The organism is Dyadobacter sediminis, assembly GCF_005860765.1.
Taxonomy (GTDB): domain Bacteria; phylum Bacteroidota; class Bacteroidia; order Cytophagales; family Spirosomataceae; genus Dyadobacter; species Dyadobacter sediminis.
The window spans coordinates 190236-209975 of record NZ_VCEI01000028.1 but is presented as its reverse complement, the minus strand read 5'-3'; the positions used below and the strand labels follow the sequence as shown (position 1 = coordinate 209975).

Here is a 19740-nt window from a genome sequence, read left to right as displayed (position 1 = left end):
AGGAAATCCAAAGATTATCCGTTAAACACTTTTTCTAATTTAACACCACGCTGGAAAGCTATCTGATGTGGTGCCCTCATTTTAAGCAACGCATCAATAGTAGCTTTAATCACGTTATGCGGATTAGAAGATCCTTTTGATTTTGCAAGAACGTCCTTAATTCCGGCACTTTCCAAAACAGCACGCATTGGGCCTCCTGCCAAAACTCCGGTTCCAGGTGCAGCAGGCTTGATAAGCACAAATCCACCACTGAATTTTCCTTCCATCTCATGAGGAACAGTATGCTTTAACATAGGAATCTGAATAAGATTCTTTTTAGCATCATCAATTCCTTTTGCAATAGCATCAGTAACTTCGTTAGCTTTACCTAAACCGTAACCAACTACTCCATTACCATCACCTACCACGACGATAGCAGAAAAGCTAAAACGACGACCACCCTTTACTACTTTTGCTACCCGATTGATTGCTACAACGCGTTCTTTCAAGTCAGATTCGTTAACCTTAGAAGGTTTTGTATTTGTAGACATAGTCTTTGTTATACTTAGAATTTCAGGCCACCCTCACGAGCTCCTTCGGCCAATGCTTTTACTTTACCATGATACAAATATCCGTTACGATCAAAAACAACCGTTTGAATACCTGCCTGCTGTGCTTTTTCAGCTATTTTCTTTCCAACCTGAAGAGCAACATCAGTGTTTGAATTCTCTTTTCTGCCTCCAAGATCTATGGATGATGCACTTGCAAGAGTAACACCATTAATATCATCAATAATCTGAGCGTAAATACTCGTATTTGAACGGAAAACAGATAATCTAGGACGCTCTGTACTTCCTTTTACTTTCTTCCGAATATGGTATTTTAAACGCTGTCTTCTGTCTGCTTTAACCGTAGCCATCTTTAGTCTTATCTAATTTGTTTATAACATTTTAGTGGCTACGCACTATTTTTTAGAAGCTGATTTACCAGCTTTACGTCTAACCACTTCACCAACGAACCGGATACCTTTACCTTTATAAGGCTCTACCTTACGCAATGATTTGATTTTAGCAGCCACAGAACCAATTAATTCCTTATCAATACCTTCCAGAATAACTTTGGGATTCTGACCTTTTTCGGAAGTAGTTGTCAATTTAATTTCTTCCGGAATTGCCATGAAAATATTATGAGAATATCCAAGTTGCAATTCAAGAACATTGTTAGCCGCACTGGCTTTATAACCAACACCAATAATCTCTAGCTCCTTCTTATATCCTGCATGAACGCCAATGATCATATTATTGATTAATGATCTATATAAGCCATGCAATGCTTTATGGCGCTTTTGCTCAGTTGGACGCTTAACCTTAATTTCGCTACCTTCTATCTCGACGCTGATATCACTATCAACAATCTGAGAAAGCGTTCCTTTTGGTCCTTTAACAGAAACAACATTTCCATCTGCTACAGAAACCGATACACCGGTAGGTAGTATTATAACTTTATTTCCTATTCGTGACATTTCCTGAATACCTTTATAATATTAATACACGAAACATAACACTTCTCCACCTACATTAAGCGTCTTAGCTTCCTTGTCCGTCATTACTCCTTTGGAAGTAGAGATAATGACAGTTCCTAATCCACCCAGAACACGTGGAAGTGTTGATGAACCTGAATATTTACGAAGTCCAGGCTTACTAACTCTCTCCAATTTGACAATTGCAGATTGCTTTGTCACAGGGTTGTATTTCAAAGCTATTTTGATTGTACCCTGAGGACCTACTTCGTCAAATTTATAACTCTGAATATACCCTTTATCAAAAAGTACCTTAGTTATTTCTTTTTTTATGTTGGATGCAGGTATCTCAACAACCCTGTGCTTCGCTTTGATAGCGTTTCTGAGTCTAGTCAGATAATCTGCTATGGGATCCGTTAACATTTTTATGCCTAGTTTAAACACCCCTTAAAACGGGAGTGCAAAGTTAAGTAATTGAAATCAGAATTGAAAGTATTCCTACCAACTTGATTTTGTAACACCTGGAATTTTTCCATCAGAAGCCATTTCTCGGAAACAAACTCTTGAAATTCCAAATTTCCTCATATAACCACGAGGTCTTCCTGTGATCTTGCACCTGTTGTGTAGACGTACAGGAGAAGAATTTCTTGGTAGTTTATCTAATCCAATCCAATCACCGGCAGCTTTCAACTTCGTACGCTTTTCAGCAAATCTCACTACCAACTCTTGTCTTTTTCTCTCCCTTGCTTTAACTGATTCTTTTGCCATTTCGATAAATATCTAATATTGAATATTATCCTTATTTATTCGCGTTTGAAAAAGGCATACCAAGTGCTTTCAGCAACTCGTAACTTTCTTCATCCGAGTTTGTTGATGTAACAAACGTAATGTCCATACCGGTAATTTTATTTACCTTCTCGATGCTGATTTCAGGAAAGATAATTTGTTCTTTTACACCAAATGTGTAATTACCTCTTCCGTCAAAACCTTTATCACTTATCCCTTTAAAATCGCGCACACGCGGCATTGCAATGGTTGTAAGACGATCCAGAAATTCATACATTCTGTCTCCACGCAATGTTACTTTTGCACCAATAGGCATGTTCTCTCTCAATTTAAAGTTGGAAACAGCCTTTTTCGAAATAGTAGCAATAGCTTTTTGACCTGTAATCTGACTAAGTTCTTCAACTCCGATGTCAACCAGTTTCTTATCTGCTACGGCAGCTCCAATACCTTTATTGATAACAATTTTTGTCAATCTTGGAACTTGCATGATTGATTTATACTGAAACTTATCTTTCAGCTGAGAAACAACTTCTCCTAAATACTTTTCTTTTAATCTTGGCTGTGCCATTTTGAGAATTGTTATTGTGGATTACCGACCCACCACTAAAATAATAACCTATATAAGTTCGGGCAGCTTTTACAGAATATTCCCGGTTTTCTTGGAATACCTTTGTAATTTACCCTTATCGTCCGCTTTACGGCCAGTCCTTGTTGCTTCTCCGGTTTTTGGGTCAACAACCATCAAGTTACTGATATGAATAGCTCCTTCGCGTTTTTCTATGCTACCTTGGGGATTTTGTGCATTAGGTTTCACATGTTTGGTAATCATGTTTATGCCCTCCACTGTAGCTCTTAACTTGTCAACAAGAACTTTCTTGATCTTTCCTGTTTCACCTTTTGCATTTCCGGATATTACCTTAACTGTGTCTCCGCTACGAACATGCAATTTTGCAGGTGCTTTTTTATTTTTACTTTCCATTGAGGTAATTTCTTATCAGTTAAAGAAATACTTAATATTCTTATTTCTTATAACACTTCAGGTGCCAATGAAACAATTTTCATGAATTGTTTCTCACGCAATTCTCTGGCAACAGGGCCAAAAATACGGGTTCCGCGTGGCTCATCATTGTTATTTAACAAAACCGCAGCATTATCTTCAAACCGGATATATGTACCGTCTTTGCGTCGAACCTCTTTTTTAGTTCTTACTACAACAGCCTTAGATACTGTTCCTTTTTTCATATTGCTCGAAGAAAGAGCAGATTTTACTGTAACGACGATTTTATCGCCTACTGATGCATAACGTTTGCCGGTTCCGCCAAGTACACGTATTACAAGTACTTCTTTGGCACCACTATTATCCGCTACTGACAGTCTTGATTCTTGCTGTACCATAATTACTTCGCTCTTTCAAGGATTTCTACTAATCTCCAACGTTTGTTCTTGCTAAGCGGACGTGTTTCCATTACACGAATCGTATCACCTATCCCAACCTCATTGGTTTCGTCATGCACCATTAATTTAGTAGTTTTAGTCATAAACTTACCATATTTGGCATGCTTCACTTTACGTTCAACAGTGATCACACAGGATTTCTCCATTTTGTTGCTCACTACTTTACCTATTCTTTCTTTACGTAAATTTCTTACTGTTGCCTCCATTGTTTCTAACTGATTTACTGTTGGTTACTTTTAGCCGACAGCTCGGTTAAGAGTCTTGCAATTTCCTTACGCGAAGTCCGAATACGCAAAGGGTTTTCAATAGGTGAAATGGCATGAGCAAATTTCAACCTCAATAAGCGTTCTCTCTCTTGCGCAATCTGCTCTTTAAGCTGATCTTGCGATAGATTCTTTATTTCTTTACTAGTCATTGCTTTAAATAATTAATGTTCTTAATACTTACGGACTAACTTTGTTCTTGATAATCCCGACGTACCACGAACTTTGTTTTGATCGGCAGCTTTTGTGCAGCCAAACGCAATGCTTCATTTGCTGTATCTAACGCAACACCTGTTGCTTCGAATATAATGGTTCCGGGTTTAACAGGAGCTACCCAATATTCAGGAGCACCTTTACCCTTACCCATACGAACCTCAGCAGGTTTCTTCGTGATCGGTTTATCCGGAAATACTCTGATCCAAACCTGACCTTCGCGTTTCATAGCACGGGTTACAGAAATACGGGCTGCTTCAATCTGGCGTGCTGTTAACCAGCCTGGCTCCAATGCTTTAATAGCAAATGATCCGAATGCGATTTCATGTCCACGAGTTGCCAGACCGTTATATGACCCCTTTCCTTTTTGTTGCTTGCGAAATTTTGTCCTTTTCGGCTGTAACATGATTCAAATCTATTTATACCTGTTAAACAGGAAAATGTCTGATTACTTCTTCTTGTTCTTATTTCTTTTGCGGCGGTCAGCTTCGCTGCTACCTCCACCTTCACCGCCACCCGGACGTGCTCCGTCACCACGGCCCCCGCCTCTTCTGTCTCTACCTCCACGATCATTACCTGGTCCAGCGTTACGCTCGTTTCCTCCGCGTTCTGCTCTTTCTGATGCAGCAGTTGCTGCACTTGGTGTAAGATCACGCTTACCGTACAACTCTCCTTTGAAAATCCACACTTTGATACCTATTTTTCCATAGATAGTTTGTGCTTCAGAAATAGCATAGTCAATATCAGCTCTTAAAGTATGCAAAGGAATACGGCCTTCTTTGTACTCTTCCGTACGAGCCATTTCTGCACCTCCAAGACGACCCGCCAGACGAATTTTGATCCCTTGAGTCCCAACACGCATAGCAGAAGCAATCGATTGTTTCATAGCTCTACGATAGGAAATACGAGCTTGTAACTGTTGAGCAATTGCTTCACCAACTAATTTTGCATCAATTTCAGGACGTTTGATTTCATAAATATTGATCTGAACATCTTTTCCTGTAATCTTTTTAAGCTCTTCTTTAATCTTATCAACTTCACTACCACCTTTACCAATGACAATTCCTGGACGAGCAGTATGTATTGTAAGAGTAATACGCTTTAAAGTTCTTTCAATAACTACTTTAGAGATTGATCCTTTTGGGATACGTGCTTTAATGTAGTTGCGGATTTTTTCATCTTCAACTAGCTTGTCAGAGAAATCTTTGCCTCCATACCAACTTGACTCCCAACCTCTAACAATTCCTAGTCTCAGACCTATAGGATTTACCTTTTGTCCCATTCGATATAGATCGTTTACTTATGATTCAGTATTAACTGCTTGTTTATCTTCACTTACAATAGCAGTCGATGCATCATCAATAACTATTGTAATATGATTTGAACGCTTGCGAATTCTATGTGCTCTGCCTTGCGGAGCAGGGCGAAGGCGCTTTAACATACGTCCACCATCTATAAAAATGGTTTTTACAACGAGATCAGAGTCTTCCAACTTAGCATCTTCGTTTAATTGTTGCCAATTTGCAACTGCAGAAAGCAAAACTTTATGCAAAACAGGCGAAGAAGCTCTTGGTTGAAACTTCAAAAGCGCTAGTGCTTTGCTGACCTTCTGTCCGCGAATCATGTCGGCTACTAGTCTCATCTTGCGAGGAGAAGTAGGTACATCCTTTAATATAGCTCTTGCTTCCATGTTCTTTCAGATATAGGCTTGTTCTTTGAGAACCAGCTATAGACGACTAATTATTTTCTTCCTTTATCTTTTTTTGCAGTATGTCCACGAAAATTGCGTGTAGGAGAAAATTCACCCAGTTTGTGACCTACCATGTTTTCAGTAACATATACAGGTATGAATTTATTTCCATTATGTACCGCAAATGTATGCCCGATAAAATCAGGCGATATCATTGAGCGCCGAGACCATGTTTTAATTACTGATTTCCGGGAAGCACTGTTCATTACCTGAACTTTATTTTCCAAACGAAAATCGATATATGGTCCTTTTTTTAATGAGCGTGCCATGTTATAATTTTATTTTTTACGACGGCTGATAATCAATTTCTCAGAATGCTTGTTGCGGTCACGTGTTTTAAGACCTTTTGCAAATTGTCCATTTCTAGAACGAGGCTGGCCTCCCGAAGAACGGCCTTCACCACCACCCATCGGGTGATCCACAGGGTTCATTGCAACACCGCGAACGCGTGGACGACGACCTAACCAACGTCTACGACCTGCTTTTCCAAGTGCCACATTCATATGACTTGCATTGGAAACTGTTCCTACTGTTGCGATACATGTAGAAAGAATCATTCGCATCTCACCCGAAGGCATTTTCAAAACTGCATATTTACCTTCACGTGCTACAAGCTGAGCATAAGCTCCTGCACTTCGTGCAAATTGTCCACCTTTACCAGGAGTCAATTCTATATTGTGTACGATTGTACCAATTGGCATGGCACTAAGAGGGAGAGCATTTCCAACTTCCGGAGCTACTGAACTTCCTGAAACAATTGCCTGACCTACTTTCAAGCCGTTTGGTGCAATAATATATCTTTTTTCTTCATCCTCATACTGTACCAAAGCAATACGAGCTGAACGATTTGGATCATACTCAATAGTCAAAACCTGAGCAGGTGCATCAAAACGATTTCTTTTAAAATCAATTACACGATACTTCCTTTTATGACCACCTCCTATATGACGCATGGTACGATGTCCCTGGCTATTGCGACCACCGGTTCTTTTGATGGTTTCCAGAAGACTCTTTTCAGGTTTCGCAGTAGTAATCTCCTCGAATGTAGGAGCCGAGCGAAAACGCTGACCAGCACTTGTTGGTTTTAATTTTTTAACTGCCATTTGCTATTATCTCTTCAAAGATTTAAATCGCCCAACTATTTTATGCTTCACCGTAAATGTCGATGATCTCACCTTCAGCTACAGTTATAATAGCTTTTTTGATAGTTGAAGTCTTTCCACTTACAAATTTTCCACCCGAAGTACGGGATTTGCTTTTACCAATGCTCCGCATTGTATGCACACTCTCTACGGTAACCCCGAACAGTTTCTCAATAGCTTTTTTAATCTCTACCTTATTCGAAGTAAGAGACACTTCAAAAGCGTATTTTCCTTGACCACCCTGAGCCGTTACCTTTTCAGTTATTATCGGACGTTTCAGTACACTCATTGTTATTTGTTCAATTGGGTTTCCAAAATAGATAGTGCAGATTCGCTAATCAGAAGACGATCCGCATACATAAGATCATAGGTATTTACTGCATCAACCGTCGTAACCTTGGCTTTCGGAATATTACGGCTGGACAGATATACATTGCTGTCAATTGCTGGAAGTATCAGTAGCGTCTTTGTGTTCACTAATGCAAGTGAATTCAGTACGTTCAGGTACGATTTGGTCTTTGGAGCATCAAAAGTAAATGCTTCGAGAACTGAAATAGCATCAGATTTAGCCTTTGCCGAAAATGCAGATTTACGAGCTAAAACCTTTACCTTCTTGTTGACTTTGAAACCATAGTCACGTGGTCTTGGTCCAAATATGCGACCACCACCTACAAATACAGGAGATTTAATGCTACCAGCACGAGCTCCGCCTGTTCCTTTCTGACGTTTGATTTTTCGTGTAGAGTGATTAACTTCTGCACGTTCTTTGGACTTGTGTGTTCCCTGACGTTGGTTAGCCAGGTACAACTTTACATCGAGATAGATCGCGTGGGTATTAGGTTCTATGCCGAAAATCTCTTCTGACACATTTACCTTTTTACCGGTATCTTCTCCTTTAATATTAATTACGGATAGTTCCATTGGTACTATTTCTCAATGATTAGAAAAGAATTCTTTGAACCAGGTACTGAGCCACTAACAACTAAAAGGTTTTGCTCAGGAATAACTTTCAGAATACGCAAATTCTGAATCTTTACACGATTGTTACCCATACGTCCACCCATACGAATGCCTTTAAACACGCGAGATGGAAATGAACAAGCACCAATCGAACCTGGGTGACGTGCTCTGTTGTGCTGACCGTGTGTCTGGCCTCCTACTCCACCAAAACCATGGCGCTTAACCACACCTTGAAAACCACGACCTTTTGCAGATCCAACAACATCAACAAACTCACCTTCTTCAAAGATATCCTGAACAGATATTGAAGTTCCAAGTTCATGTTCCACTTCAAACTCTTTGAACTCAACTAATTTTTGCTTAGGAGTTGTATTAGCTTTTTTGAAGTGGCCAATCAAAGGCTGGGAAGAATTTTTTTCTTTTTTCTCTCCAAACCCTAACTGAATAGCTTTGTAGCCATCTTTTTCTTCGGACCTAACTTGTGTTACAACACAAGGACCAGCTTGAATCACAGTACATGCCAGAGCCTGCCCGTCAGCATTGTACAAACTAGTCATTCCGATTTTCTTACCAATTAAACCAGACATGTTTTGAAATTAAAATTAGCAGGTAAACCCTTATTCTTTAAAACGGACTGCAAAGGTAAAAAATCAATTTTTAGTATCCAAGCAGTTAAAAAATATTTCTCGCTGATTATCAGCAAAAAAGGTCAGATGAATAAACCATCTGACCTCTTTTTAAAAAGCGGGAATGATATGGCAAAGCATATCACGATTCTGCCTTTTGAGTTCAGATGTGGTTTCCAGAAACCCGGACCTTCATCCAATTTATATGTTATTAGCTTAAGTAATTAAACTTATTAAAGCTAAACTTTGATTTCTACATCAACGCCACTTGGCAATTCAAGCTTCATTAATGCATCTACCGTTTTTGCACTTGTAGAAAAGATGTCAACCAAGCGCTTATAAGTACAAAGTTGAAATTGCTCACGTGATTTTTTGTTTACGTGTGGAGAACGAAGCACAGTAAACTTTTCAGTCTTAGTTGGTAAAGGAATTGGACCACTAACAACAGCGCCCGTTGCTTTAACAGCCTTAACAATTTTTTCAGCCGATTTGTCAACCAGATTATGATCGAAAGATCTAAGCTTAATACGGATTTTTTGATTCATGATTTTTATTAGTTCCGGTTCTAAGAATACTTGCCTGAAAACTATTCCGGCAATTCACCTGTGAAAGAACCATTTACTTCACAAGTTTATATATAAAGATATGTTAATCGCTTTCGCTTTTAACAGATCTGTTATTTCCTTTATGCTTTAACCAAGCCTTTTGATTTTTCAATTACTGCTTCTGCAATGTTGTTTGGCACGATTTCGTAATATGCGAAAGTCAAGGATGCAGTTGCACGTCCGGAAGACATCGTACGCAAATCAGTAACATAGCCAAACAATTCTGAAAGCGGAACGTCTGCTTTGATCACCTGAGCTCCGTTACGTGAATCCATACCTCTCATAATTCCGCGACGACGGTTCAAGTCACCTGTAATTGGACCGGTGTATTCATCAGGAGTAAGAACTTCAACATGCATAATCGGTTCCATCAGTTTAGATCCTGCATGACGTGCAGCTTCTTTAAAACCGATCTTAGCTGCCAATTCAAAAGAAAGTGAATCTGAATCGACATCGTGGAATGAACCGTGGAACAATCTTACTTTCATGGAATCCAAAGGATATCCGGCAAGTGCACCATTTATCATAGCAGCCTCAAACCCTTTCTGAACCGGAGCAATAAATTCACGAGGAATAGCACCACCCACTACTTCATTTACAAACTGCAAACCGGTTTTAGGCTCTTTTCCTTCTTCATTATCATCACGCGGTCCGATTTCAAATACGATATCGGCGAATTTACCGCGACCACCCGTTTGTTTCTTGTAAACTTCACGGTGCTCAAAGTTCTTGGTTAAAATCTCTTTGTAAGCAACTTGTGGAGCTCCTTGGTTTACTTCAACTTTAAATTCACGACGCATACGGTCAATGATAATTTCAAGGTGAAGCTCGCCCATTCCTTTAATGATCGTCTGACCAGTTTCTTCGTTACTTTCAACCTGAAGTGTCGGATCTTCTTCGATCAATTTTGTAATAGCTTTCGAGAAGTTATCGCTATCTGCAGCTTTCTTAGGCTCGATTGCATAACCAATTACCGGTTCAGGGAATACCATGGATTCCAGAATAATTGGTGCTTTTTCATCGGATAATGTATCTCCGGTCTTAATATCTTTAAAACCAACAACAGCTCCGATATCACCTGCTTCCAGCTTATCAATCTGATTTTGCTTGTTAGCATGCATCTGGAATATACGTGAAATACGCTCTTTATTTCCTGAACGATTGTTCAAAACGTAAGAACCGGATTCCAACACACCCGAGTAAGATCGAATAAAGCAAAGACGTCCTACATAAGGGTCCGTTGCAATTTTGAATGCCAATGCACAGAATGGATCTTTCTCAGAAGGCTGACGGCTTATTTCTTCGCCTGAACGAGGATCTGTACCGATGATGCTTTCACGATCCAGAGGAGATGGCAAAATAGCCATCACATAGTCAAGCATTGTCTGAACGCCTTTGTTTTTGAAAGAAGAACCACATACCATCGGAACGATTTTCATGCTGATGGTTGCAGCACGCAACGCAGCAAGGATTTCATCTTCCGTAATAGAGTTTGGATCTTCAAAATATTTCTCCATCAATGTATCATCGAATTCTGCAACTGCTTCGAGCAATTTCTCTCTCCACATCGTTGCTTCTTCAACCATATCATCCGGAATAGGAACTTCAGTAAACGTCATTCCTTTATCAGCTTCGTTCCATTCAATTCCACGGAAGTTAACCAAGTCAACAACACCTTTGAATGAATCTTCTGCGCCGATAGGCAACTGCAGAGGAACAGCGTAGCTGCCCAACATTTCTTTTACCTGCGTACAAACTTTAAGAAAGTCAGCACCGGAACGGTCCATTTTGTTTACGAATCCGATACGTGCTACATTATAGTTATTAGCCAAACGCCAGTTCGTTTCCGACTGTGGCTCAACACCGTCAACAGCGCTGAAAAGGAAAACAAGACCATCCAATACACGAAGTGACCGGTTTACTTCAACAGTAAAATCCACGTGGCCAGGTGTATCAATGATATTGATATGATATTTTTCGTTACGATAATTCCAGTTAACCGTTGTTGCGGCAGATGTGATGGTGATACCACGCTCCTGCTCCTGCTCCATCCAGTCCATCGTTGCGGCACCATCATGTACCTCACCAATCTTGTGGCTTACCCCTGCGTAATAAAGGATACGCTCCGTTGTGGTTGTTTTACCCGCATCAATGTGCGCAGCAATACCAATGTTTCTTGTTAATCTTAAATCACGTGCCATGACAGATGGTGATGTGTTATATTATATTCGATGTGCAATACAATCAGAAGCATGAGCTTTTAAAAGCAATTCTAACAAACACTTTCAAAAATTCAGAGCGCAAAAGTATTAATTATTAGTTACAAAAACAATTGTGCGAAAGTTATTTTTTTCACAAATCCATTGAATTCCAAAAACTTTACTGCATTTGAATCAACTTTCACAGCGGCTTCTGGATTGTTACAATTGCAAGTCATACAGGAGTTATTGAATTCACTATGATTTTGGCGCTTAAAGCAATTCAACTTCACATTACTGTTTGCCAGCCTTCATAAAAAAAGCCGAATTCTGCAAAACAGAATCCGGCTCATTATAAATAATCCGCAGTTCTTAGAACCTAAAGTGCGAGAATGCTTTGTTTGCATCCGCCATACGGTGGGTATCGTCTTTCTTTTTAACAGCAGCACCTTCGCCTTTTGCAGCTGCAATGATTTCACCTGCAAGGCGATCAACCATTGTTTTTTCGCCACGCTTGCGTGAATAGTTGATCAACCATTTCATTCCAAGCGACTGCTTACGCTCCGGACGTACTTCAGTTGGAACCTGGAAAGTAGCACCACCTACACGGCGGCTTTTCACTTCTACAGAAGGCGTTACATTATTAAGTGCTTTTCTCCATGTTTCTAGGCCGTTTTCACTTGTTTTTTTCTCAACAAGCTCCAGTGCATCATAGAAAATGGTAAATGCAATGCTTTTCTTTCCTTCAAACATCAGGTTGTTAACGAACTTTGTAACCTGTACGTCCCTGAACTTCGGATCAGGAAGGATATATCTTTTCTTTGGTTTCGACTTTCTCATTTTGTCTTAAATATTTACACGAGGTTTCGTTTTGCAACTTATTCACCCCGGACAAACTCCGGGATTACTTCCCTTTTATCAGATTAATTCCTTAATAAAAGCAGAGAGAGTTACTTTTTATTTTTTCTTACCTTTTGTTGGCGCTGCTGCAACCTGTCCTGGTTTCGGACGTTTGGCACCATACTTCGAACGGCGTTGCTTACGTCCGTTTACACCTGCAGTATCCAGTGCACCACGAATGATGTGGTAACGAACACCCGGCAAATCCTTAACACGGCCGCCACGGATCAATACGATCGAGTGCTCCTGAAGATTGTGACCTTCTCCGGGAATATATGCGTTAACTTCTTTATTATTTGAAAGACGCACACGGGCCACTTTACGAAGCGCCGAGTTCGGTTTCTTTGGCGTTGTCGTGTACACGCGGGTACACACACCTCTACGCTGAGGGCAGGAATCCAAAGCCGGCGACTTTGATTTCCATGTAATGGTCTCTCTACCTTTACGGACTAATTGTGAAATAGTTGGCATTTAACAAATTGATTTTGACTTGGTTAATAAACCAGTCTATTGTTCTATAAACAGTTTTCCCGAAAAATCGGAGTGCAAAAGTAACAGACTGAGCTTGATTTACAAAACGTTAGTATTTTTTTTTACAAGAAAGTCTGAAACAAACGGGATATTGATTAAAAACTGTTGTAAACTCCTATATTGCCTGCTGCACGGCCAAACCGGATACTTGCTATGCATGTTTATTTACATAATAAAAATCTTGGTGCATCATATCCATAATTTTATTTCCAAACGTTAGTTTATTAGTATTGTCATTCAAAGCCCTTATACGCGTCGAATCCTTTGTTTTTATACTTTACATTATGAAACTTTTACGGAGTAATTTTACCCTCGTATTTCTTCTTTTCACCATCAGTATCTACTTGTCCGGCTGCAATTCGGCGATGCAAGCCTATAAAGACGGACAAAAGAAATTTGCCAACGGAGAATATGATCTGGCTATAAAAGGATTTCAAAAGGCAGCTGAGGAAAATGTTGAACCTGTACAAACCAATTATCTGATTGCCGAGTCGTACAGGCTTTCAAACCGCTTCAAGGAAGCCATCCCTTATTATAAAAAAGCAATGGAAGGCGGCTTGAATAACTTTGATGCACAGTTTCAGTATGCTTATGCATTGAAAACTGCCGGCCAGTATGACGAAGCCGCAAATCAGTTTGCCTTGCTGTCCAAGATGACTAACGTTCCTCAGAATCTGCAGGAAAGAGCAGCCCGTGAAATAGAAGTACTCAAAATTGTGGATCGTTTGAAAACCGAAAAAACCAATGTGGAACTGAAAAGCATTCCGCTTAATACGGCTGCATCCGAATTTTCACCGGCTGTTTTGGGAAACGAACTTGTATTTTCTTCCTCTAAAAAAGAAAAGATTTATAAAAATAACGGTCAGCCTATGCTCGGCTTGTACAAAGTATCCATTTCAGAAAATGCAGGATCCACGCAGGGAACGCCGGTATTATTAAGCAAGGATATTTTTGATGCGGATGCCAATGAAGGTTCTCCCGCGTTTTCTCCGGATGGAAAAACGCTTGTGTTTGCACGCGGAAATACCGGCAAGAAGAAAGGCACAGCAGACGTAGATCTTTATCTAAGCCGTAATGTAAACGGACAATGGACTGTTCCTGCCATTCTGCCTATAAACGATTCTCTGGCATGGGACGGATCGCCTGCGTTTTCCCGCGATGGCAAAACGCTGTATTTTGCTTCCAACCGCGCTGGCGGTGCAGGCGGAATTGATCTTTACCGTACCAATATGGATGCTTCCGGACGTTTCAGCAAGCCTGTAAACATGGGCAAGGACATCAATACGGCTGGCGATGAAATGTTTCCGTACGTAGCGGAAGGCGGCAAGCTTTACTTTGCTTCTGACGGTCATCCCGGCTTGGGAAAGCTCGACCTTTTTTCAGCTACACGCTCGCAAGGTGTCATTTCCATTGAAAATATGGGCTTGCCGTTCAATAGTCCGCAGGATGATTTCGGGCTGGTATTTTATCAGAATCAGAACAAAGGGTTTTTCTCTTCCAATCGGGAAGGCGGAAAAGGCGACGATGATATTTATTATTTTGCTTCGCCGGAGGAAGAAGATACTACGACAATTGCAAAAAATCCGGACCCAAACGATCCGCTTAACCCGAACAATCCGAAATACATCAATGGAAAGCCAAAAGTTGTAAGATACTTCCTTGCAGGAAACGTCGTAGCCAACGATCAGGCTTTTACACCGATTGATTCTGCAACGGTACGCATTCTTCCGGATACTTCGGACATTCAGATCAGTGAGTTGCCTACGAATGCAGAAGGAAAATTTGGCAAACAAGCCGTTGAAGAAGGCAAATCTTATACTTTGCTTGTTCAGAGAAAAGGTTTTATCAGTAAAAGAGAGCCGTTTTCCATGGACGGACGCGCCATACCGCCTATTTTCCTGACCAAAGAACTGACGGATACGACTTTTAATGTAACTATCCGTCTTGACAAACTGGAACTTAACAAAACCTTTGTTCTTGAAAACATTTATTACGATCTGAATAAATACAACATTCGTCCGGATGCTGCTGTTGAACTGGATAAACTGGTTCAGATTCTGAAAGACAACCCGACCATGAAAATTGAACTCAGTTCGCATACGGATGCACGTGCAACGGACGCTTATAATATGACTTTATCTCAGAACAGAGCGGAATCAGCCGTTTCTTACCTGAATTCAAAGGGTATTGATGCAGATCGTATGATTGCAAAAGGATATGGCGAAAGAGAACTGATTGTTCCGAATGCCAAAACTGAAGAGGAACATCAGCGTAACAGAAGGACTGAATTTACGATTCTGAGTTACTGACAAAACACATTGCTTTATAAAGGCCCGTTCTCAGGTAAAATATCCCGGGAACGGGCTTTTTGATTAACGCCAAATCCAAATTTTGTATACTTGCAGCTTTTATTTTAAGGCTTTCAGCATCTACAAGTTTACATTAATGGCTCAACAACGCATTATTTACTGGTTCAGAAATGATCTGCGGTTACAGGACAATGAAGCATTGCGTTCCGCAGTCGAATCTGCAGAAGAAATTGTCCCGGTCTATGTTTTTGATCCGAGGCAATTTGAAAATACACGCTTCGGTTTCCGTCGCACGGGCGCCTTGCGCGCTCAGTTTCTGATCGACTCTGTAACGGATCTCAGAAATAATCTTCAGAAAAAAGGAGGAAATCTGTTGGTAAGGATCGGTGATCCCGAAAAAATCGTTTCACAGCTGGCAGAAGATTACAATGCTGATTATGTGTATACAAGCAAAGAAATTGCGCCTCAGGAAACGAGTGTAGAGTCCCAGCTGAGTAAAAACCTGAAACTGATCAACATTGATATCAAACTGTTCTGGATGGACACGTTGGTACATGCCGTTGATCTGCCGTTTTCAATATCAAAACTTCCTGCTGACTATGCCGGCTTTGTCAGTCAGATCAAAGATAATTTGCGTATTATAGCACCGTTTCCTGAAATCGGCAAAGTTACGTTGCCTGTAAAATACGATGCGGGCTCTGTTCCGTCATTGTCTGAACTGGGAATCAGCACTGATGAAATTCCTGGCCCGGAGGATCAATCCAGAATCTCTTCCGGTGGCGAAACAGCTGCATTAAAAGTGTTTGACGAATTTATAAAAAGTTACATTCTTAGCGACAAAAATCCGGGAACAAACGATTCCATTACCGATTCACGCATTTCGGACTGGCTGTCTGTCGGCAGCATTTCCGCACGTTATATTTATCATCACATCAAAAGTGCTCAGGCCGATTCGCTGAAAACCGAAGCCACCATCAACAACCTGCTGACAAGAGATTATTTTCACTGGACATTGCTGCGTTATGGCCCGAGGCTCTTCAAGCCCAGCGGCATAAAGCACGATTTCAGCAAGCAATGGGCCAATGACAATAATCTTTATGACAAATGGAAGAACGGACAAACGGATGATGAACAGGTTAATGCCATGATGAAAAAACTGGCTGCAGAAGGATACCTTACGTTGTCAGAGAGAGAACATGCCGCCAGCTATCTTGTCAACACATGGGGCGTGAACTGGACATGGGGCGCCATGTACTTCGAAAGCCATCTGATGGATTATGAGGTTTCTGTAAACTGGGGAAGATGGAATAATGTCGCAGGCGTAGGCGTGGAATGACTTTTTTCCGGTTGTAAGTTATAAATGCGGCAGAAATCGGGTAATTACCGGCAGTGTAATAATTCTTAAAGATTTCGCTAGCTTTGGACAACTTTGAACAGTACAATTCATTAATTCTAAACTAAATATAAAATGTCAAAAGGACTGATTGCAGTTATAGTCGTAGCTATTATTCTCGGGTTTGTTGGATGCGGTAAATATAATGGCCTCGTAGGAAAGGATGAAGTCGTAAAAGAATCATGGGCAAGAGTAGAAAGTCAGTATCAGCGCCGGGCAGATCTTATCCCGAACCTGGTCAATACAGTAAAAGGAGCTGCGGATTTTGAAAAAAGTACATTGACAGCTGTGATCGAAGCACGCAGCAAAGCAACATCGACTACAATTGATGCAGGCAACCTTACGCCTGAAAACATTGCAAAATTCCAGGGGGCGCAGGATCAGCTGAGTGGAGCACTTTCCCGACTGCTTGTATCCGTTGAGCGTTATCCGGAATTAAAGGCCAATCAGAACTTTCTGGAACTTCAGGCACAGCTGGAAGGAACCGAAAACAGGATTACAGTTGCCAGAAATGATTTTAATACGGTTGTTAAAGACTATAATCAGGAAGTACGCACATTCCCGACAAACTTGTTTGCAGGCGTGTTCGGATTTGCACAAAAGGGCTATTTCACAGCAGCCGCAGGTTCGGAAAGAGCTCCGTCCGTACAATTCTAATTGATCAGCAAATCTCCGGACATTGTTCCGGAGATTCTCTTTACAACCCGGCAGATTACATTTACTGTTCAAACCTCTTTAAATTTTCAATGGCCACCGAATCACTTTTTCTGACAGAAGCGGAACAGCAACGCATTATAAAAGCAATTCGTGAAGCTGAAAAACAGACTTCAGGTGAAATAAGATTGCATATTGAAAAAAAATGCCAGACAGCGGATGTAATGGAAAGGGCCAAGCAGGTTTTTCTGCTGCTGAAACTGGATCAGACAAGTGAGCGCAACGGCGTTTTGTTTTACCTCGCCTATGAAGACCGCAAGTTTGCCGTACTTGGCGATAAAGGGATTAATGAAAAAGTCCCGGCGGGCTTCTGGGACAGTACAAAAGAATTGCTGCGCCAGCATTTTTCCAAAGGTCTGTTTCTGGACGGCCTTTGTTTGGGAATAGAAGAAGCAGGATTACAACTCAAGAAGCATTTCCCTTACAGCACGAATGACATCAACGAACTGCCGGACGATATTTCGTTTGGTTAATGAATCTATGAATAAATTCCTCTTATATACTTTCCTGTTATCCTTTGTCCTGTTAAGAGCAGCTGGCCAGGACATTCCCGCTAAGCCCAATCCTCCAAAACTGGTCAATGACTTTGCAAATCAGCTCAACACAACCGAAGAAGCGCAGCTTGAACAGAAACTTGTTGCATACAATGACTCTACTTCTTCCCAGATTGTCATTGTAGTTGTTCCGACGACCGGAGATTACCCGATTGCTGATTATGCTTTTAAAATCGGACGGGAATGGGGCGTCGGACAAAAAGATAAAGACAACGGAATTGTGCTGCTGTGGGCATCTACTGACAGGAAAATTTATATAAGTACCGGTTACGGAATGGAAGGAGCTATTCCGGATGCTGTCGCCAAACGGATCATATCGCAGGTAATTACGCCGCGCTTCAAAAATGGCATGTATTATCAGGGGCTGAATGAAGGCGTTGATATGATTTTCAAATATGCAACCGGAGAATACAAAGCAGATCCGCGTGAAAACAACAACGAAGACTCTTTTCCGTCTTCCTATATTTTCATCATCATTTTTGTCATTATTTTGTTCGTCATGTTCCGGAATCGTAATAACGGCGGCGGAAGAGGCGGGAGAGGTGGTTTCGGAGGATTTGGAGGACCGATTATCTGGCCTTATACTACTCATACGGGTGGCGGCAGTTTCTCCGGAAACTGGGGCGGAGGCGGTGGAGGCGGTGGTGGCTTCGGCGGATTCGGAGGCGGAAGTTTCGGAGGCGGTGGTGCCGGAGGCGATTACTAGTCATCAGATTCAGCTTGGTAATACTTGTAAAAACTCCATTGTCCGATTACGAGCAATGGAGTTTTTTTATGCTTTTAAAGCTGAATTTCAAACGTATATAGCTGGCATAATTTTTTGGCGAGACATTGACAGCAAGTAAATAACCTGAACAACTTTATGGAAAATAGGAACAATACCGGTTTATTGGTCGGCCTTATCGTGATGACAATTCTGGCCGCTGTTTTTGGATATCTGTATTATAACGAACGAAGTATTAATGCAAAGCAGACAATTGATCTGGAAACTCGCGTAACGGAACTGGCAAATGCCGAAATAAAGCTGGATTCCATTTCAAAGCAACTGGATGCCCGGATTTTGGAAGTACAGGGACTTGGCGGTGATGTTGAAGAATTGCAAAAAGTAAGGGCCTCACTGGAAAATGACCGTATTGCACTTCGTAAAGGCAATGTTACGCTAGGCCGGAAAGTAAGGGAGTATGAAGCATTTCTGACGAAGAAGGACGAAGAAATTGCCCGGCTTAGAGAAGAAAATCAGCAGCTTATCAGCCAGAATGAAACATTGGTGCAGGCAAAAACGGAACTGGAAACCAGCAAGCAGGCAATCAGTGATTCGCTTAGTGGCGTGATCTCCAAAAATACGGAACTGGAATCCAAAGTTACAGCCGCAGCAGCCCTGAGAGCACGCAATGTCAAGATATACGCCATTTCTTCCAAAGGCAAAGTGCGCGAAGGTGAAAATGTAAAATCCAGAAAAATAGACAAGATCAGAGTTGATTTCATTCTGGAAAAGAACCCGCTGACTGCTCTGGATAACAAAACCGTTTACATGCGGATCATTGATCCTTCCGGTGCAACCATATCGGATACAAAAACAGGATCCGGTGTTTTTGACTATAACGGCCAGGAACAGGGATTTACAATCAGCAAGGAAGTTACTTACAGCAACAATAATCAGGATGTAAGCATTTTATACGACCGGAACGCTGCATTTCCGTCAGGCAATTATAAAGTTGAACTGTACGCAGAAAATTTCCCGATCGGCGAAGGCACATTTTCTGTCAAGTAGCAGGAATAATCTGAACATGATAAAGCGGTAACCTGAGTATGATCGGGTTACCGCTTTTCTTTGGGAACGCAA

The 19740-nt window shown here is 41.1% G+C and carries 29 protein-coding genes; 7 read left to right on the top strand and 22 right to left on the bottom strand.

Going from position 1 to position 19740, the window contains the following annotated elements; translation table 11 throughout:
• Positions 1-14: 14 nt before the first annotated feature.
• From rpsE to rplC, 18 genes are all read right to left on the bottom strand, one after another.
• Complete coding sequence (gene rpsE, locus FEM55_RS17920) at positions 15-530, bottom strand: 30S ribosomal protein S5 (protein WP_138282771.1); 516 nt, start codon at positions 528-530, stop codon at positions 15-17.
• A gap of 14 nt (positions 531-544) precedes the next feature.
• Positions 545-898, bottom strand: coding sequence for a 50S ribosomal protein L18 (gene rplR, locus FEM55_RS17915; protein WP_138282770.1), 354 nt, complete (start codon positions 896-898; stop codon positions 545-547).
• Positions 899-943: 45 nt separating this feature from the next.
• Positions 944-1501: a 50S ribosomal protein L6 gene (gene rplF / locus FEM55_RS17910; protein WP_138282769.1), complete on the bottom strand. Its 558-nt coding sequence runs from the start codon at positions 1499-1501 to the stop codon at positions 944-946.
• A 21-nt stretch (positions 1502-1522) separates the two neighbouring features.
• Positions 1523-1921: a 30S ribosomal protein S8 gene (gene rpsH, locus FEM55_RS17905; RefSeq protein WP_031528740.1), complete on the bottom strand. Its 399-nt coding sequence runs from the start codon at positions 1919-1921 to the stop codon at positions 1523-1525.
• Positions 1922-1996: 75 nt separating this feature from the next.
• The gene (rpsN, locus tag FEM55_RS17900) at positions 1997-2266 is read right to left on the bottom strand and encodes a 30S ribosomal protein S14 (RefSeq protein ID WP_138282768.1); all 270 of its coding nucleotides are present in this window, start codon (positions 2264-2266) and stop codon (positions 1997-1999) included.
• Positions 2267-2297: 31 nt separating this feature from the next.
• Complete coding sequence (gene rplE, locus FEM55_RS17895; RefSeq protein WP_138282767.1) at positions 2298-2852, bottom strand: 50S ribosomal protein L5; 555 nt, start codon at positions 2850-2852, stop codon at positions 2298-2300.
• A gap of 69 nt (positions 2853-2921) precedes the next feature.
• On the bottom strand, positions 2922-3263 hold the full coding sequence (gene rplX / locus FEM55_RS17890) for a 50S ribosomal protein L24 (protein WP_138282766.1): 342 nt from the start codon (positions 3261-3263) through the stop codon (positions 2922-2924).
• Positions 3264-3310: 47 nt separating this feature from the next.
• Positions 3311-3679 carry a 50S ribosomal protein L14 gene (rplN, locus tag FEM55_RS17885; RefSeq protein ID WP_026631237.1) on the bottom strand — a complete coding sequence of 123 codons (369 nt, stop codon included), beginning with the start codon at positions 3677-3679 and terminating at the stop codon, positions 3311-3313.
• A gap of 2 nt (positions 3680-3681) precedes the next feature.
• Entirely contained in the window at positions 3682-3945 is a 264-nt protein-coding gene (gene rpsQ, locus FEM55_RS17880) for a 30S ribosomal protein S17 (RefSeq protein WP_138282765.1), read from the bottom strand.
• Between the two features lie 14 nt (positions 3946-3959).
• Positions 3960-4154 (bottom strand): 50S ribosomal protein L29, encoded by a 195-nt coding sequence (gene rpmC / locus FEM55_RS17875; protein WP_138282764.1) that lies wholly within the window; start codon positions 4152-4154, stop codon positions 3960-3962.
• A 35-nt stretch (positions 4155-4189) separates the two neighbouring features.
• Positions 4190-4621, bottom strand: coding sequence for a 50S ribosomal protein L16 (gene rplP / locus FEM55_RS17870; protein ID WP_138282763.1), 432 nt, complete (start codon positions 4619-4621; stop codon positions 4190-4192).
• A 42-nt stretch (positions 4622-4663) separates the two neighbouring features.
• Complete coding sequence (rpsC, locus tag FEM55_RS17865; RefSeq protein WP_138282762.1) at positions 4664-5497, bottom strand: 30S ribosomal protein S3; 834 nt, start codon at positions 5495-5497, stop codon at positions 4664-4666.
• An 18-nt stretch (positions 5498-5515) separates the two neighbouring features.
• The gene (gene rplV, locus FEM55_RS17860) at positions 5516-5905 is read right to left on the bottom strand and encodes a 50S ribosomal protein L22 (protein ID WP_138282761.1); all 390 of its coding nucleotides are present in this window, start codon (positions 5903-5905) and stop codon (positions 5516-5518) included.
• A 50-nt stretch (positions 5906-5955) separates the two neighbouring features.
• A complete protein-coding gene (rpsS, locus tag FEM55_RS17855; RefSeq protein WP_138282760.1) occupies positions 5956-6234 on the bottom strand; it encodes a 30S ribosomal protein S19 in 279 nt (92 codons plus the stop codon).
• Between the two features lie 9 nt (positions 6235-6243).
• Positions 6244-7068: a 50S ribosomal protein L2 gene (rplB, locus tag FEM55_RS17850; protein ID WP_138282759.1), complete on the bottom strand. Its 825-nt coding sequence runs from the start codon at positions 7066-7068 to the stop codon at positions 6244-6246.
• 40 nt (positions 7069-7108) lie between these two features.
• A complete protein-coding gene (gene rplW / locus FEM55_RS17845) occupies positions 7109-7396 on the bottom strand; it encodes a 50S ribosomal protein L23 (protein WP_056280041.1) in 288 nt (95 codons plus the stop codon).
• A 2-nt stretch (positions 7397-7398) separates the two neighbouring features.
• The gene (gene rplD, locus FEM55_RS17840) at positions 7399-8028 is read right to left on the bottom strand and encodes a 50S ribosomal protein L4 (protein ID WP_138282758.1); all 630 of its coding nucleotides are present in this window, start codon (positions 8026-8028) and stop codon (positions 7399-7401) included.
• Positions 8029-8033: 5 nt separating this feature from the next.
• Complete coding sequence (gene rplC / locus FEM55_RS17835) at positions 8034-8654, bottom strand: 50S ribosomal protein L3 (protein WP_138282757.1); 621 nt, start codon at positions 8652-8654, stop codon at positions 8034-8036.
• Between the two features lie 3 nt (positions 8655-8657).
• Between rplC and FEM55_RS17830 the strand changes: the two genes are divergently transcribed.
• On the top strand, positions 8658-8921 hold the full coding sequence (locus tag FEM55_RS17830) for a hypothetical protein (protein WP_138282756.1): 264 nt from the start codon (positions 8658-8660) through the stop codon (positions 8919-8921).
• 11 nt (positions 8922-8932) lie between these two features.
• Here FEM55_RS17830 and rpsJ read toward each other — a convergent pair whose 3' ends face one another.
• The 4 genes from rpsJ to rpsL all read right to left on the bottom strand — a co-directional run bounded on the left by rpsJ (position 8933) and on the right by rpsL (position 12867).
• Positions 8933-9238: a 30S ribosomal protein S10 gene (gene rpsJ / locus FEM55_RS17825; RefSeq protein WP_015813787.1), complete on the bottom strand. Its 306-nt coding sequence runs from the start codon at positions 9236-9238 to the stop codon at positions 8933-8935.
• A 140-nt stretch (positions 9239-9378) separates the two neighbouring features.
• Positions 9379-11499: an elongation factor G gene (gene fusA / locus FEM55_RS17820; protein WP_138282755.1), complete on the bottom strand. Its 2121-nt coding sequence runs from the start codon at positions 11497-11499 to the stop codon at positions 9379-9381.
• Positions 11500-11868: 369 nt separating this feature from the next.
• On the bottom strand, positions 11869-12336 hold the full coding sequence (rpsG, locus tag FEM55_RS17815; RefSeq protein WP_138282754.1) for a 30S ribosomal protein S7: 468 nt from the start codon (positions 12334-12336) through the stop codon (positions 11869-11871).
• Between the two features lie 117 nt (positions 12337-12453).
• Positions 12454-12867: a 30S ribosomal protein S12 gene (gene rpsL, locus FEM55_RS17810; RefSeq protein WP_026631225.1), complete on the bottom strand. Its 414-nt coding sequence runs from the start codon at positions 12865-12867 to the stop codon at positions 12454-12456.
• Between the two features lie 344 nt (positions 12868-13211).
• On the opposite strand from rpsL, the gene FEM55_RS17805 reads away from it, so the two are divergent.
• The 6 genes from FEM55_RS17805 to FEM55_RS17780 all read left to right on the top strand — a co-directional run bounded on the left by FEM55_RS17805 (position 13212) and on the right by FEM55_RS17780 (position 19668).
• Entirely contained in the window at positions 13212-15236 is a 2025-nt protein-coding gene (locus tag FEM55_RS17805) for a CHU_0125 family OmpA-like outer membrane integrity protein (RefSeq protein WP_445447101.1), read from the top strand.
• A gap of 136 nt (positions 15237-15372) precedes the next feature.
• Positions 15373-16572, top strand: coding sequence for a deoxyribodipyrimidine photo-lyase (locus tag FEM55_RS17800; RefSeq protein ID WP_138282753.1), 1200 nt, complete (start codon positions 15373-15375; stop codon positions 16570-16572).
• 132 nt (positions 16573-16704) lie between these two features.
• Positions 16705-17286 (top strand): LemA family protein, encoded by a 582-nt coding sequence (locus FEM55_RS17795; protein WP_138282752.1) that lies wholly within the window; start codon positions 16705-16707, stop codon positions 17284-17286.
• An 89-nt stretch (positions 17287-17375) separates the two neighbouring features.
• Entirely contained in the window at positions 17376-17816 is a 441-nt protein-coding gene (locus tag FEM55_RS17790; protein ID WP_138282751.1) for a TPM domain-containing protein, read from the top strand.
• Between the two features lie 7 nt (positions 17817-17823).
• Positions 17824-18603: a TPM domain-containing protein gene (locus FEM55_RS17785; RefSeq protein WP_138282750.1), complete on the top strand. Its 780-nt coding sequence runs from the start codon at positions 17824-17826 to the stop codon at positions 18601-18603.
• A gap of 156 nt (positions 18604-18759) precedes the next feature.
• Positions 18760-19668: a DUF8428 domain-containing protein gene (locus FEM55_RS17780; protein ID WP_138282749.1), complete on the top strand. Its 909-nt coding sequence runs from the start codon at positions 18760-18762 to the stop codon at positions 19666-19668.
• The last annotated feature ends 72 nt before the right edge of the window (positions 19669-19740 follow it).

Excerpts from the sequence above, each read along its gene's own strand:
- rpsS (WP_138282760.1), bottom strand. The coding sequence starts at position 6,234 with ATGGCACGCTCATTAAAAAAAGGACCATATATCGATTTTCGTTTGGAA.
- rpsH (WP_031528740.1), bottom strand. The coding sequence starts at position 1,921 with ATGTTAACGGATCCCATAGCAGATTATCTGACTAGACTCAGAAACGCT.
- rpsN (WP_138282768.1), bottom strand. The coding sequence starts at position 2,266 with ATGGCAAAAGAATCAGTTAAAGCAAGGGAGAGAAAAAGACAAGAGTTG.
- rplP (WP_138282763.1), bottom strand. The coding sequence starts at position 4,621 with ATGTTACAGCCGAAAAGGACAAAATTTCGCAAGCAACAAAAAGGAAAG.
- rpsE (WP_138282771.1), bottom strand. The coding sequence starts at position 530 with ATGTCTACAAATACAAAACCTTCTAAGGTTAACGAATCTGACTTGAAA.
- FEM55_RS17785 (WP_138282750.1), top strand. The coding sequence starts at position 17,824 with ATGAATAAATTCCTCTTATATACTTTCCTGTTATCCTTTGTCCTGTTA.
- rplR (WP_138282770.1), bottom strand. The coding sequence starts at position 898 with ATGGCTACGGTTAAAGCAGACAGAAGACAGCGTTTAAAATACCATATT.
- FEM55_RS17800 (WP_138282753.1), top strand. The coding sequence starts at position 15,373 with ATGGCTCAACAACGCATTATTTACTGGTTCAGAAATGATCTGCGGTTA.
- rpsJ (WP_015813787.1), bottom strand. The coding sequence starts at position 9,238 with ATGAATCAAAAAATCCGTATTAAGCTTAGATCTTTCGATCATAATCTG.
- fusA (WP_138282755.1), bottom strand. The coding sequence starts at position 11,499 with ATGGCACGTGATTTAAGATTAACAAGAAACATTGGTATTGCTGCGCAC.
- rpsQ (WP_138282765.1), bottom strand. The coding sequence starts at position 3,945 with ATGGAGGCAACAGTAAGAAATTTACGTAAAGAAAGAATAGGTAAAGTA.
- FEM55_RS17795 (WP_138282752.1), top strand. The coding sequence starts at position 16,705 with ATGTCAAAAGGACTGATTGCAGTTATAGTCGTAGCTATTATTCTCGGG.
- FEM55_RS17790 (WP_138282751.1), top strand. The coding sequence starts at position 17,376 with ATGGCCACCGAATCACTTTTTCTGACAGAAGCGGAACAGCAACGCATT.
- rplV (WP_138282761.1), bottom strand. The coding sequence starts at position 5,905 with ATGGAAGCAAGAGCTATATTAAAGGATGTACCTACTTCTCCTCGCAAG.
- rplB (WP_138282759.1), bottom strand. The coding sequence starts at position 7,068 with ATGGCAGTTAAAAAATTAAAACCAACAAGTGCTGGTCAGCGTTTTCGC.
- rplC (WP_138282757.1), bottom strand. The coding sequence starts at position 8,654 with ATGTCTGGTTTAATTGGTAAGAAAATCGGAATGACTAGTTTGTACAAT.
- rpsL (WP_026631225.1), bottom strand. The coding sequence starts at position 12,867 with ATGCCAACTATTTCACAATTAGTCCGTAAAGGTAGAGAGACCATTACA.
- rplD (WP_138282758.1), bottom strand. The coding sequence starts at position 8,028 with ATGGAACTATCCGTAATTAATATTAAAGGAGAAGATACCGGTAAAAAG.
- rplN (WP_026631237.1), bottom strand. The coding sequence starts at position 3,679 with ATGGTACAGCAAGAATCAAGACTGTCAGTAGCGGATAATAGTGGTGCC.
- rpsG (WP_138282754.1), bottom strand. The coding sequence starts at position 12,336 with ATGAGAAAGTCGAAACCAAAGAAAAGATATATCCTTCCTGATCCGAAG.
- rplX (WP_138282766.1), bottom strand. The coding sequence starts at position 3,263 with ATGGAAAGTAAAAATAAAAAAGCACCTGCAAAATTGCATGTTCGTAGC.
- rplE (WP_138282767.1), bottom strand. The coding sequence starts at position 2,852 with ATGGCACAGCCAAGATTAAAAGAAAAGTATTTAGGAGAAGTTGTTTCT.
- rpsC (WP_138282762.1), bottom strand. The coding sequence starts at position 5,497 with ATGGGACAAAAGGTAAATCCTATAGGTCTGAGACTAGGAATTGTTAGA.
- FEM55_RS17805 (WP_445447101.1), top strand. The coding sequence starts at position 13,212 with ATGAAACTTTTACGGAGTAATTTTACCCTCGTATTTCTTCTTTTCACC.
- rplF (WP_138282769.1), bottom strand. The coding sequence starts at position 1,501 with ATGTCACGAATAGGAAATAAAGTTATAATACTACCTACCGGTGTATCG.
- rplW (WP_056280041.1), bottom strand. The coding sequence starts at position 7,396 with ATGAGTGTACTGAAACGTCCGATAATAACTGAAAAGGTAACGGCTCAG.
- rpmC (WP_138282764.1), bottom strand. The coding sequence starts at position 4,154 with ATGACTAGTAAAGAAATAAAGAATCTATCGCAAGATCAGCTTAAAGAG.
- FEM55_RS17780 (WP_138282749.1), top strand. The coding sequence starts at position 18,760 with ATGGAAAATAGGAACAATACCGGTTTATTGGTCGGCCTTATCGTGATG.